7 protein-coding genes are annotated in these 13,792 nt (G+C 40.2%); all 7 read right to left on the minus strand.

Translation table 11 applies throughout. The features are described 5' to 3' along the window. Positions 1-21: 21 nt before the first annotated feature. The 7 genes from HPE56_RS08260 to HPE56_RS08290 all read right to left on the minus strand — a co-directional run bounded on the left by HPE56_RS08260 (position 22) and on the right by HPE56_RS08290 (position 13,787). Positions 22-1,305: an alpha/beta hydrolase family protein gene (locus HPE56_RS08260; RefSeq protein WP_188243301.1), complete on the minus strand. Its 1,284-nt coding sequence runs from the start codon at positions 1,303-1,305 to the stop codon at positions 22-24. Positions 1,306-1,366: 61 nt separating this feature from the next. Continuing rightward, positions 1,367-3,478, minus strand: a complete 2,112-nt coding sequence (locus HPE56_RS08265) for a right-handed parallel beta-helix repeat-containing protein (protein WP_188243302.1) — start codon at positions 3,476-3,478, stop codon at positions 1,367-1,369. 197 nt (positions 3,479-3,675) lie between these two features. Beyond that, the gene (locus HPE56_RS08270) at positions 3,676-5,598 is read right to left on the minus strand and encodes a sialate O-acetylesterase (RefSeq protein ID WP_188243303.1); all 1,923 of its coding nucleotides are present in this window, start codon (positions 5,596-5,598) and stop codon (positions 3,676-3,678) included. 23 nt (positions 5,599-5,621) lie between these two features. After that, positions 5,622-7,583, minus strand: coding sequence for a hypothetical protein (locus tag HPE56_RS08275; RefSeq protein ID WP_188243304.1), 1,962 nt, complete (start codon positions 7,581-7,583; stop codon positions 5,622-5,624). A gap of 140 nt (positions 7,584-7,723) precedes the next feature. After that, positions 7,724-8,668 carry a DUF5017 domain-containing protein gene (locus HPE56_RS08280; RefSeq protein WP_188243305.1) on the minus strand — a complete coding sequence of 315 codons (945 nt, stop codon included), beginning with the start codon at positions 8,666-8,668 and terminating at the stop codon, positions 7,724-7,726. 24 nt (positions 8,669-8,692) lie between these two features. Continuing rightward, positions 8,693-10,294, minus strand: coding sequence for a RagB/SusD family nutrient uptake outer membrane protein (locus HPE56_RS08285; RefSeq protein WP_188243306.1), 1,602 nt, complete (start codon positions 10,292-10,294; stop codon positions 8,693-8,695). A 25-nt stretch (positions 10,295-10,319) separates the two neighbouring features. Then, the gene (locus tag HPE56_RS08290) at positions 10,320-13,787 is read right to left on the minus strand and encodes a SusC/RagA family TonB-linked outer membrane protein (protein WP_223170242.1); all 3,468 of its coding nucleotides are present in this window, start codon (positions 13,785-13,787) and stop codon (positions 10,320-10,322) included. Between the last annotated feature and the right edge of the window lie 5 nt (positions 13,788-13,792).

The following is a 13,792-nucleotide window of genomic DNA, read 5'->3' on the forward strand; positions in this document are numbered from 1 at the left end:
AAGATTTTTATAATATATAAATCAATTAATTCTTAGAATTTTACTGGATACCGTAACAGGTCTGGAATCTGAAATTGAGGCAAAGCAAAAAAATGCACCTCTCGCCTCCTCTCTGGGTATTATCACTTCAAACCAACCATTGTTCAGATTATCGGCATCGACCGAATCCCAAACCTTTTTAGGCCAAACATTACTATCTTGACTAACACTAACAGTTGGCTTTTCAACTGGTAATATGCTATTTACCTTGAACCGGACTTTAATCTTGCCATTTTTTAATTTTGTAGTCTTAATCTTTGTAATCTTTGGAAGCGGTTTCCCTATGCCTTTCAAATAATAATCAAAATATACCCTCTCCATGGATAACCAACCGGGCTCTCCAGATTTTTTACCCTGCGTACCCCCTGGAAGTTCTATTTTGTGTGAATTGTTAGGGGCAAATAAATGATTTGTATTCCCTTTCATTGAGGTAAGGGTTTGGGAAACCGCTGGGGGATAGAACCAATTATCATTGGCTGCTGCCGCAATAAAAAATGGAGTTTTAATATTCTTGGTTACCCTACCTGCATCCAAGTACTGCAGCCATAATGAACGATCTTCAGAACTCATCGAATCAAGATTTTTTAAGAAAGTAGATCCCTCATCGTAAAAACCACTTCCAAAAACCGAAAAAGAAGCTGTTATGGTTGAATTTGCCAATCCGGAAATAAAAGTAGTCAGATACCCCCCCCAAGAAACACCCGTTATCCCAATTTTATTTTTAATAACATCTGATTGGGAATTCAATAAATACAGCCCCTGAACTGAAGCGAGAACAGCAGAAAACAGGGTACTGGATTTTAGGTCTGGCCTAACTACAAATCGATTTTCACCGTATTTATAATTTTCCCATGGACCACGGGACAATGGTATTTTATCAGGATCGGCAACCCCTGGTTCGTCCAAAACGACAACAATATAACCTAAAGCCGCCCATTTTTTGGCCCTACTAATTTCTGCATACCCAGCACCACCGTGCAAAGCAAGTAGACCAGGGTATTTACCTTCTTTCGCTGGACGGGCAATAGCCGCGAAAATCTCGGCATTTTTTTTCTTCCCTTTGTCATTATAGAAGTACGAATGAAAAATCACTTTTCTAAGTTTCACTCCATTTTCATTTTCTTCTCCCAAATCCTTTATAATCTCAGGAGGCTCCATGGTAAGATATTGCCCAAAAAGGTCAGAAGGTTGACCTAACCCATTTGTTTGTGAATAACCGATCAATACCTGAATTAAAAGTATCCATAAACTAAATTTAATCTTCATATTTAAGTACTGTATTTATTGGTTTAAGTTATCTGTTCTAAAAAGGCTGGCTGGTAAATTTTCATTTTTGTACATTGGCACGCTGTTCTATTATTTTCACCATCCCATCAAATTTATTAGCCAATTCTGGGTCAAATTTTGCCAATTCCTTCCACTCATGGGAACCATAGACACCAGCTTTTGTATAATCGAAAGGCATAAAACCAATCTTTCGCATCAATGCTTTATTTTGTATTCTGAAATCAAAATGTTGTGGATCCACAAAATCCGGATCGGCAATGATCGAGTTGCGATCTTTCCCGCTTTCCTGCCATTCTTTAAACGCTAGTTTACCAAAGCGTATGTCTTTGGTTCTAGTATCCCAATAGCAATTTTTATCGGTGTGTATATTGAATTTGCCCCACCGGCTACTCAACAAGGTTCCGCTATTATACCATACAATATTGTTGATAAAACTAAATGAAAGGTGTTCCTCAACACGGGTCGCCTGTAACTGGGCTCTTATATTAGCCGCGAAAATATTATTCTTGATGGTGTTATTTTTGCCGAAGTGCTGATGGAACGCCGAGCTTTTACACGCATAAACCAGGTTGTTCTCCATCATGATCCCGGTAGACCCTTCATCGGTGTATAAACCCCAACCGCCATAATCATATGAATACACGTGATGTATAACATTATTGTTGACCGATGTTCCCTCGGATTTCCCCAGACAATAGACACCTCCCATATCGCTCAAATCGCCCCATCCCAAATGATGAATATGATTGTATTCAATGGTATTTCGTTTGCTAGGACTTTCGGAATAACCATAAACCCATCCGACGGAAATTCCTGAATACCGAAAATTGGCGATCTCATTATGAGAGATTTTAGAATCGCTGGCATGAAAAATTGTGACGCCCACGGCACATGGAAAAACATACCCTCCGGATCGGATGATATTATTGTCGATCGTGATATTCCGGGTTAAATCGTCTGGATTGTCAGGAATTTGACGATCTCCTATTTTTATGCCCCCGGCCCCCAGATCGTTTAGGTAACAGTGAGTAACGGAACTATTGGCACAGGCCTTCCTAAACCAAAAAGCATTGGTTCCCGTATGGCTGATCCTGCAATTGCTAAAATCGATTTCCTGTGCATAATCCAACATAATTGCCGCTTCTATAGGGGCGGCCGCTTGAGCGGCTTCGTTTCCCCATAACGGCGTGCGATACCCGGCCACCTCAAAACGTAGGTTTTCAAACCGAAGATTCCGTACCACTTTTTCCTCAGATCCTTTTATTACCAAAAATTGTTCGGTTAAAGGTGCGTATACTTTAACATCAGCCATATTTTCCCCAGGCCTAGGCATATAAAACAAATCTCCATTTCGCTGTAGAAACCATTCCCCGTAGGTATCCAACGCAGCTTCATAGTTTTCAATCGTAAACCGTGTGGTACTATCCAATTTATTCCAAGGCTTCATTCCTGTGCCCACGATACAAACGGCTGAACTGTCGGCACTAAAGGAAGTTACCCGTTTGCGCGTATTGTCCCATTTATGATAAAAAGTGACCAGGGCATCGTGGTAATCATTTTTGGAGAATGTAGAAAAATCTGAAGCTGCCGGTGGAAAAAGCTTTAAATTTTGCACGGCCATGGCAGGAATACGGTCCCTCCCTTGATCTATTACCGTTTCTTCAACTTCCTTCACATAATAAAATCCTTTATTGGGTGATTTTGCCCGAACCGCACGGTTCCCGTTCACATACAACTGCTCAAAATACAATCCATACTGGCTTACTTGTGGCACCTTGGCCTTCCACAATCCATCCGTTACCTTCTCCCAATTCTTAATTTGTATGCCTCCCACAAAAACCGGTACTTCGCCTTTAGCAGCCATAAAAATAACGGGCGAATCGGTGCGCCCCGAATCGACCCCTGTCAACTCTAGAGGCTCGGTCATGAAATATGTTCCACCAGAAATAATGACTCGAATTTCTTCCTTCAGGTTGTTGGTTTCCCTTATTTGTCTTATAAGGTCTCGGGCACCATATAAACTTGCTAATGGCTGGTCCTTAGTGCCTGGTGCGGCATTGTTTCCATCTACAGAAACATAGATGTCCTTCCCTGAAAGATTCACACCCAGTAGAATTGTCACTAGCAGCACGAAAAATCGTTCCGTATTCATTTAATTTTATTTATTTAGATTCGGCCAGTATCACCTCACCTAATTACTCGTTTTAAATAGATGGTCATCTCTCCGAGTGTTGCAAGAACAAAAATTATTCAAAGGTTCACCTAACCCTTTTTCTTGTGAATTACCGACCAAAACCTGAATTAAAATCATCCATAAACTAAATTTAAACTTCATGATTAAATCCTGTTTTATTGGCTTAAGTTATCTGTTCTAAACGGGCAGGCTGGTAAATTTTCATTGTTATACAAATTTGTCTCAGGATTATTTCCCCAAGCATATCTAATAAATAAAGGTTTTACAATCTGGTCACTTTCAACGATTACCTTATCCTTTACAATTTTAGCCTTTGCCCAGACAAACTTCTTATCTGCACCAGCAATGGCAAAACCTTTTACTAGTGATGAACTATCAATTGTCTTTAAGCCAGACTTTGTATGATCAAATGAGACTATTACTTTGCTACCCCTGAATTTTACAGATTTTAAAGTTGGTCCGGAGTAAACTAGATGTTTCCTCCCATAATCTTTGTTCAAGGCAATCAATGCCAAGCGTAAACCTACATCCTGTTTGTTCTTTGGATGGATATCATCTGCTTCTCCCACATCGATAATTACGGCTTCCCCAGTTTTCGGGAGTGCCAACGCTGCGGTTTGAGCCTCTCTAAGTTCAGCCCATGCACTTCTTTTAGGCTTTTCATCGGTTTTCATATAGTTGGGGAGCTGAACCCAATAGAAAGGAAGGTCTTCTCTCCATTTTTTGCGCCAGTCCTTAATCATATTGGAGAACAGCGTGCGATACTGCCGTGATCTGCCAACATTGTGTTCTCCTTGGTACCAGAGTATCCCTTTTATCTTAAATCGCAGTAATGGATTTATCATGGCGTTATAAAGGAGTCCGGGATATAAATTCCGGGCATTGGGCTCATAGTTGAACATATCACTCGTAATCCCTTTTCTATAAGTCCAATCGCCCGCCAAAGAATACTTTTTATTATCAAGTTGCAGGAATAGGTCTTCTTCCTTGCCCACAAAGCCTCCGTTTCCGCCGTTGTCGTCGAGCCTTACTGCTATGGTGTTGTTGCCTTCCTGCAGAATACCTTTAGGAATTTTATAGCTGCGTTCCTCCATGTAGGTCTCCGAACCCCCTACGCTTTTTCCATTGATCCAAACCATGTCCTTTTGGTCTATGGGCCCTAAGTTGAGGATGCCAATGTTTGGAACGGCCGTAGCAGGCAGATCGATCGAGGTATAAAACCACACGACCCCATCAATATTCTTTAGCTCAGACCGGTCCCATCGCAGTGGCATTTTACACGTTTTAAATTCGGAAGTTTTGCGTGGGAAAAAATACCGCTCATCCTTGCTGTCCTCCATAATTCGCTTCGCTTCGTAAAATGATTTTTGTGCTTTTTCCTGAGAGGCGATAAACCTAACTGAATCCTTACCAAAAACACCATCTTGATAGTGTTCCCAATATTCTGCGGGTAATTTTTTGTAAGCTTTCGTATCGGTCCAAGTTTCAATTTGAGTACCTCCCCATGAGGTATTGATAAGCGCAATGGGGATTCCTGTCTCTTCATGGACCTTTCGCGCAAAGAAATACCCCACTGCTGAATACTGCCCCACGGTCTCGGGATTGCATTCCGTCCAATCGCCCTCCAAGCCTTCCAATGGATAATAGGCCATATTCCGCTTTACCGTAAATGATCGTATTTCAGGATAATTTGCCTTTGCCATCTCGCTTTTAGCATCTTTAACGTATTTAACAGGAAATTCCATGTTAGACTGCCCACTGCATATCCATACGTCCCCAATCAATATATTTTGGAGAACAATTGTATTCTCACCTTTAACGATTAGCGAATATGGGCCGCCATAAGTCATGGGTTTTAAGGTTACCTCCCATTTCCCACTTGGATTAGCCTGAGTTTTAAGTAGCTGCCCATTAAAAGCAACCTCAATTTTTTCTGCAGCATCCGCCTTGCCCCAAATTTTTACCGGTTTATCCCTTTGAAACATCATATTATCATTGAATATATTGGGAAGAGCTACTTCTGCCCTTACAAAAAAGGTAAATCCAAAGGCAATCAGAATAAGTACAATATTTTTCATTTTACTTTTTTTTAGAGATACGTTTAATTTTTATTGATAACTGGGATGTTACCCTGCCAATTGACCGTGATATTAGTGTCCCCGTCAATTATTTTAAGGGTACAGTTTCCCATATTTATAGAGGGACTTTCAATCATGGGCCACTTCCGATACCCTATGTCCTTCTTGTTTTTTATCTTTACCACAGGGATTGATTCGGCCAGCCCATTAATACCTTTTCTCATCAAGTGCTCGGGCATCTCATTTTCGGGGGCAATGGGCAGACCTTCCTGATATTGAATTTGTAGTTTCTCCTTTTGAGAGTCGACATAGGTAACGCTCTTGGTTTCCCAATTGATGGAAAGTCGATTCCTTTTTAATATACCTCTGAAATGCTCGAAGCTGCCCGATTCCTTTTTACTACCAAGCTCAAATACAAACCCAGTTTGGGCATGATCACTCTTGACAATATTAAAACCATCCAACCCTTTACCTTTTAAATCGGTCTGTTCATAATAACTTTTAAGGGGTCTTATGCCAATAAATGTATCCCCTTCCCGAAGAAAGATCCAGCCGTTTTCCTCCACTTTTTCATCTATTGATTTTGGATAGCGAAACATTCCCCTTTTTATCAGATTGTCTGCATGACCATCGCGCCAGGCCCATTTGGACGCACTAGGCGTATTAACCCACGGATCCTTTTCCGGAATATTGAATAGGGTGATTACCGTATTCTTGGAATGGGCGGTCTGTTGAAAGGGGGAGTTGGTCCCTTTGTACCAAGTATCCGCGGTTCGGTCCTTTTCGTCACCGTCGCTATACCAATAGGGGTGAAAGCAATTGATATAATTGAAGCGGTCAGGGCTCTGATACACAATGTTGAACCCATTGGCATCGTGATCGGCATAATCCCCTCCAGGCACCCAGCGAAAATTTCCGGTGCCGATGGCATAAGTCTTGTTGCGAAATACCTTGCGCATCATCTGATGTGGAATCCCTGAACCATGGTGTCCAAAAGTAGCGGCTGAGGATTTTAATTCAAATGGACCAGAATCATTACCGGCTATGCGAAAAAAAACATTAGGTGGCACCACTCCCGACAGTGCCGCAAAAATGGTATAGCTCGCTTCCTGAAAATCTTCAAACTGGTTTATCTTTACATTCACTGTTGCAGGACCCCAGCCCCACATCAACCAATTGTAATAGGAAGTGGCCGAAATATAACTCTCATCGGAAAGATGGTCCTGCTGTGTATTCATACGTGCATAGGGGGCCATGATGGTCCCATCGAAATTGTTCAAGGACAATAAAGACCATTTGTAGAGCATAAAGGCTTCGGCTATGGCCTTGACTTCAGGATCCTCTGCATACTCCAATAAGATTTCCACCGGGAAGTTCATTACCACTTCATAAGTGGTTGACAAGTATTCTGTATACCCGTGATCATAAACGTTTTTAAAGGTCTTTCGCAAACGCTCCTTCATATCGGCCATCAGTTCCTCACTGCTCATGCCATTGGCCCAATGAGCATCCGGAAACAACTGCCCAAAAAGGTAGGCACTGGTCCACATCATCGTGGCATGGTTCTCGGTCCCATGTCCCAAGAATCCTTCACCATTCTCTTTATCGGATTTGGCCAATCGCTCCAAATTATTTTTTATTTTTTTCAACTGCTTTTCATTGAAGCTGTCCCAGTATCGGCAAAGGGCAAGCGCCATCCCTGGAAAATCAAACATGCTTTGATGCCTATTGTCAAGATTGTTGGTTATATAGGTCAATGCCCCTTCGTCCTGCGGATTGGACTCGAGACGTGCAATGGCTTTGGGAAGACCATGTTTTCCCCTTTCAACAAGTGTAACATCTTTTAGTGAACCAATAACCTGACCTTTACGTTCTTTATAAGATGTTTGATCTTGGGCAAAAAGTGTAGTCGAAAAAAGGACAAGAAATAAAGTAAGATTTTTCATGATAGCATCGCGATATGCCATAATAGTCTTAGGCCTCATAGAATACGGGCTTTATAGGTTTTATCTAGGAGTTCCGATTGTTTATAAATCAAAATCCCCCAGACAAAAAATTGTGTGTCTAGGTAAATTATAAGAAAGAAAAGAATCGGTACACATATGTACCGATTCTTATGAAAATACTATTCATCCAAGGGTTGGACAACTATGTTTATTTCTTTGACCACAGCTTCCTCTCCATAAACATTGCTCGCCGTCCCGACAAACGTTACCTTATATTCTCCGGCCGTATTGAACTGATATTCGTAATCGGGCATTGATGCCGCCATATTCTTAACCAATATTCCTACATCTGAGGTAACATGGGTCAAATCAATGGGTCCGGATATACACCAAGCCTCTGCGTCAGATGCCGTACCTTCATCAGTGGAGCCCGTAATCACAAAATTAGTGGAACTCACGGCCCAATTATAGGAATTGACAATATTTCGGCTAATCCATCCTGGACTTGTCGTGGAGGAAATCCCATAATTATTAATCGTTGAGGTACCATGATTCGCAATGATATACGAGGTACTATCCGGTAGATTATTTCGTACGGCTAATGATGAAATGGTCCATTTGTTTTGAACAGATCCCGGATAACCCCTATACTTAAAAGCCAAATAAACGGGTTTATCAGAAAAATCGGTCAAATCAATGTCTCCCGATGCTTTACTTTCTCCACTATTGGCCCACGCTGCCCGATCGGTAATATCTGACCAATTGGCTGTAGTAATTCCCTGGGCCACAGCAGCACTATCCCTTATGCCCTCAATGGAGAAATCCTGGGACACCAATAATTGAAGGGAGGATTCTTGGGTCCCATTTGCCAACTCCGATTTGAAACTCAAGATTGAGGTCCCTTTTTCGGAAGTACGCTCGAAGTATTCATATCGGTTTCCCACTTCCCCTGAAAAAAAAGTAACAAAGTCCGCATTACCCGTCAATTGAAATTGGGCAAGCTCACCTTCCAAATACTCCGTTTTATCCACAGAAACATTTAGAGTAGGAATGTCTACACTATCATCTTGGCAGGCGGTAAAAAAAACACTTGCCAGTACTATAATCGAATATATATTTTTCATTTCTATTTAATCTTTAAATTAAAATTACCAGCCTGGGTTTTGTGTCAATAATGGATCAAGCGAAATTTCCCGTACTGGAATAGGTAGGTAATAATCCCTTTCCGAAATATTTACCCCTGCCCGATTGAAAGTAATATGAGTCAATCCGTTGGCCCTATTAAAATCAACCATTTCACTCATTTCCTCCACCAAAATGCCCCATCGAATTAGATCCATTCTACGAAAACCTTCAAAACACAATTCGGTATACCGCTCATCTTGAATAATTTCTAGAAACTCATCCTTCGATGTAATATTTTCTATTTCAGAAATTTGAGCCCTGTTCCGTACTCGATTAAGATATTGATGCGCTTTGGGCGTTGGGCCATTCAACTCATTTTCGGCTTCGGCGGCCATTAATAATACATCTGAAAAACGTAATACCGGGTTGTTGGTTGAGTTATAATTTTTGATTTTATCCTCTTCCAGTTCATATTCCCTTCTAAATTTACCGATTCGCCTATATACTAATTTGTTCGGGTCTTCATAAGCCTCGCCTTCTTCATCGATCCAATATTCCTTTTCAGGTGGATTGGAATTACGGACAAACAGGTAATCGGCTATGCACCAATCCCTGCGCGTATCCTGATATTCCTCATTGTACTCAAATGTCTTGAACAATTTAGGGTGTAATCTATATCGTGCCCCAGAATATCCATATTGCGTAAGTTGTTGGGGAATACCATTATGATTCCCCAAATCCCCAATTTCTGATGACCCAAAGACTCCTGATGCACCGTCGGTAAAATGACCGATTTCGAAGATACTTTCTTTTGTATCATACTTGTCCTGTATTAGATTGATAAACACTTGGGCATAATCGGGGTTGAGGTCATGCAACCCTGAATTAATTACTTTCTCTGCCCAAAACAGTGCATTGGTATAGTATTCCCTTATTTGATCTTCTGATTTATCTTTTCTATTCAGGAATCCGGCCCTATATAAACTTACCCTTGCCAAAATTCCCTGAACTGCCGATTTTGTAACACGCTCTGCATAGGAATAATCGGTAATCGGGTTCACTAAAGATTCCGCTTCTACCATTTCGGCATAGATGAAATCATAAACTTCAGAGGCATTGGTTCGTGCAAAACTCACGTCATTAGCCGACTCCGTAGGCTCTGTTTTCAACGGCACGGCACCATAATTTTGGACCAACATAAAGTAATAAAACGCCCTAAGGAATTTTGCTTCACCAATAGTTACCATTTTTTGATCTTCATCCATTTCGGCATCATTAATATTTTTAAGCAAAATATTGGCCCTTTCAATACCTGTATACAAATCCCTCCATATGATACTTACACGAACATCGGATGCTGTATAATCATATACTGCAATTGAAGGGCTTGTACTTCCCCAAAACTGATCGGTAGCGTCAAATATAGTTGAGAGACAATCACCTCCACCAAATATATAATTGGAACCAATTTTATCATATACAGCATTAAGTGCATATTCAATTTCTGTGTCATTGCTAAAATAGGTAAGTGAGGATGCCATGTCCGTTGGCTCTGTATCTAGTTTGACACATGAGGTCATGAACCCCACAAGAAGTATATAAATGGAGTATATATATTTTTTCATAATATTAAACTTAGTTTGATTTAACTTAAAATTTTATGTTAATTCCAGTGATTAGGGTCCTTTGTCTTGGATAAGGAGAGTAATCAAAGCCAGGAGTCAAGGCTGAATTCCGAGTAGATACCTCGGGATCAACACCAGAATAGTCGGTCCATGTAATTAAATTTTGCGCAGAAACGTAAGTCCTAAAAGTTCGAATTCCCAATTCTTTCAAAAATTGTGATGGGATTGTATACCCTAATGAAACAGTCTTCAACCTAAGAAAAGATCCATCTTCAATTATTCTACTTGAAAAGAGTTGAGGTTCTCCTTTTGCCCTAGGAATATTTGATGTTTGATTTTCTTCGGTCCAACGATCCGTATAACTCTGATATTGGTTTCTACCTGTTAAGAAGGTACCTTCAAAAACCGACCGATTGGCATTCATTACCTCATTACCGTAAGAGAATTGGAAAAAGATACTCAAGTCAAGGTTTTTATAGTTGAAGGAATTGTTAAAGCCACCTACAAAATCTGGATTTGGATTACCCATAACGGTATAGTCATTCAAACTAATATTTCCATCCCCATCAATATCCTTGTACTTTGCATATCCTGGCAATATATTACTTCGTGTACTTCCGTTGGCAGGAATTTCCTCCTTTAAAACATAATTCCCGTTAGTTAACTGGTCGAAGTCCTCATATTGATATACTCCTTCATACAAAACCCCATAGAACATGGCAACCGGCCCACCGATTTTGGCTATATAACTTGGATTACTGTTATAAACCGCACGTGTAGTAGAAGTCAATGAGGACTGATTATCGGTCAATGCCAATACTTTGCTACGATTAAATGAAATATTAAAATCTGACTTCCACGTAAAATTATCATTGTCTATGTTTACCGTGTTTAAGGCTAATTCAACTCCTTCGTTTGACACAGAACCTATGTTTTTATAGGCCGTTGAAAAACCTGTTGCATAAGGCAATTGGGCATTTAGTAATAGATCCTTAGTTTCCTTATAGTAGTAATCACCTGTGAACGAAATCCTGTTCTCAAAAAAACCAAGATCAAGTCCAAAATTCAATTGAGAAGTGGATTCCCATTTAAGAGCGGCATTATCCAATCCAGACACATAGGTACCACGACCTGGATTTTCATCCCCAAAAGAATACCCTGAATAGTTTGTTGTTCCTATTCCCGATAAATAGGCGAAATCGCTAACTCTATTATTACCAGTAACCCCATATCCAATTCTGACTTTAGCATTAGAAACAAATTCGATAGGTTTCATGAAACTCTCTTGACTCAGGCGATATGCCAATGCAGCCGAGGGAAAATACCCCCATCTGTTTTTTGGTGAAAATTTAGATGAGCCATCCGCCCGAATCGTAGCGGTAAAAATGTACTTGGATTTATAATCATAATTTAAGCGAGCAAAATAAGATTGTAATGCCCAATTGGAGGAAGAAGCCCAAATATAGGTCGGCGTACCTACATCCAGCCCGCTCAAACCTAATTCTTCATCGGTAATCTGAACCGATTCACCACCAAACATAGAACTATTATTCTTCTGTTGTGAATACCCTGCCATAACAGTCAATGAATGAACCTTATTAAAGGTATTTCTATAGGTTAGGAGATTTTCATTTGAAAAGGTCGTACTACGATAAAACTTTTGATAACCGTTTGGCCCGCGAGACTGAGGATGATAGGGCCCACCATATCGTGTCTCTGAATTATAAAATGCATTGATTTCGCGCAAATTATCACTAGCTCCACCTGTAATCCGAAATTTCAATCCTTTTATAATAGCCCATTCCAATGAAGCATTACCCAATAAACTTCGAGAGATATTTTCACGTAATACATTTTCAGCTTCGATAACGGGATTTACCCGGTAATCTGTTGCAGGATTAACTTCTGGATCCACCAATTGATCTTCTAGATTCACATCATCCGCTGTGGTAACCGGACGATAACTCCAGATACTGTACATTAAACTGGCACTGGTTGACCCCCCATTGTCAGTAGCAACGATTCCATAATTTTCGCTCTTACTATAGTTCACATTGACCTTTGCTTTCAATTTTCTAGTAAGTTCTTGATCAAGGGAAATTCTACCCTGATATCGTTCAAACCCAGTGTTTATAAATATTCCCTCTTGTTCTAAATAAGAACCGGACATATAATACTTTGTTTTTTCGTTTCCTCCTGAAATTGACAAATTATTACTCTGCATAGTACCGGTTCGCAACACCTTATCATACCAATCAATCTTTTCGTACGTTTTATAATCCTCCAATGTTCTGCCTGGTTTTTCCAAGTAAACATAAGGTGAGTTCACTGGATCAATCTCCATCTGTAAAACAGCGAAGTCATAAGGATCCATTGTTTCTATCCTTTTCAAATCATTCTGCAATCCGAAATACCTGTCAAAGCTTATTGTCGGCATACCTTCTTTACCACTTTTAGTAGTAATCATTATTACGCCATTGGCACCACGTGCCCCATAAATTGCCGTAGCAGAAGCATCTTTTAATATGTCTATTGATTCTATGTCTGACGTATTGATAGAATTGTTGTCATTATCTTCAAGCGCAAAACCATCAACAACATACAAAGGAGAATTGTTTTGTGTAAGAGAGTTTCCTCCTCTTATCACTATTTCAGGAAGACTTCCAGGCTGGCCATCTCCTGAAACAACAGAAACTCCAGATATACGACCCGCTAAGGCTTCGTCAAATGACGCAACCGGGGTTTTTTCCAATTCCCCAATTTTCACACTTCCTACACTCCCTGTTAAATCACTCTTTTTTACTGTTCCATAACCAATAACCACCACCTCATCAAGGTCCGATACACTTTCCTTTAATTTAACTGTAATTTTGGTCTGCCCTTTAACGGGTACCTCCTTTTTCGCAAAACCAACATAGGAAATCTCTAAAATGGCGTTCCCGTTAGCCGTGGAAATATAAAAATTGCCATCAAAATCGGCCGTAACCCCATTGGTTGTGCCCTTTTCTACAATACTGGCCCCAGGTAAAGGAACACCTCCCATATCCGTCACGGTACCACTTACCCGATATTGCATATTTTGATCTACTACTATCGTCAACTCGCTAATAGTGGAATCTACCTGCTTTTTTTTAACGACTATGGTTCCTCCATCCGTAAAGTTATACGTAAAGCTTATGGGTGACAAGCATTTTTCCAAAAGCTCCCCAGCCTTAATGACACCCTTTTTTAAATCGATATTTGGGGCCTTTTTTATAAGGTCATGCCTATAAATAAACTTGTAATCGGTTTGTTTATTGATCAGCCGAAATGCTTGCCTTATTGTCAAGGACATATCCGTGTCAATAATAATCTCAGCATCTTGGGCCTTACCATTTAGGGGACTTAGTGCAAATGAAATCGAACAGAACATTAAAATAATGGATTTCATAAAAAGGTGTAAAAGAACTTTGCCCAATGGGCAAGGTGGTCGTTTGGTTAATTTAATTTTCATAAATT

It is taken from the genome of Maribacter aquimaris, from assembly GCF_014596745.1.
Lineage (GTDB): Bacteria > Bacteroidota > Bacteroidia > Flavobacteriales > Flavobacteriaceae > Maribacter_A > Maribacter_A aquimaris.

What these genes read in the sequence shown, in the direction of transcription:
- HPE56_RS08280 (WP_188243305.1), bottom strand. Translation starts at nt 8,668, where the DNA reads ATGAAAAATATATATTCGATTATAGTACTGGCAAGTGTTTTTTTTACC.
- HPE56_RS08260 (WP_188243301.1), bottom strand. Translation starts at nt 1,305, where the DNA reads ATGAAGATTAAATTTAGTTTATGGATACTTTTAATTCAGGTATTGATC.
- HPE56_RS08285 (WP_188243306.1), bottom strand. Translation starts at nt 10,294, where the DNA reads ATGAAAAAATATATATACTCCATTTATATACTTCTTGTGGGGTTCATG.
- HPE56_RS08265 (WP_188243302.1), bottom strand. Translation starts at nt 3,478, where the DNA reads ATGAATACGGAACGATTTTTCGTGCTGCTAGTGACAATTCTACTGGGT.
- HPE56_RS08275 (WP_188243304.1), bottom strand. Translation starts at nt 7,583, where the DNA reads ATGAGGCCTAAGACTATTATGGCATATCGCGATGCTATCATGAAAAAT.
- HPE56_RS08270 (WP_188243303.1), bottom strand. Translation starts at nt 5,598, where the DNA reads ATGAAAAATATTGTACTTATTCTGATTGCCTTTGGATTTACCTTTTTT.
- HPE56_RS08290 (WP_223170242.1), bottom strand. Translation starts at nt 13,787, where the DNA reads ATGAAAATTAAATTAACCAAACGACCACCTTGCCCATTGGGCAAAGTT.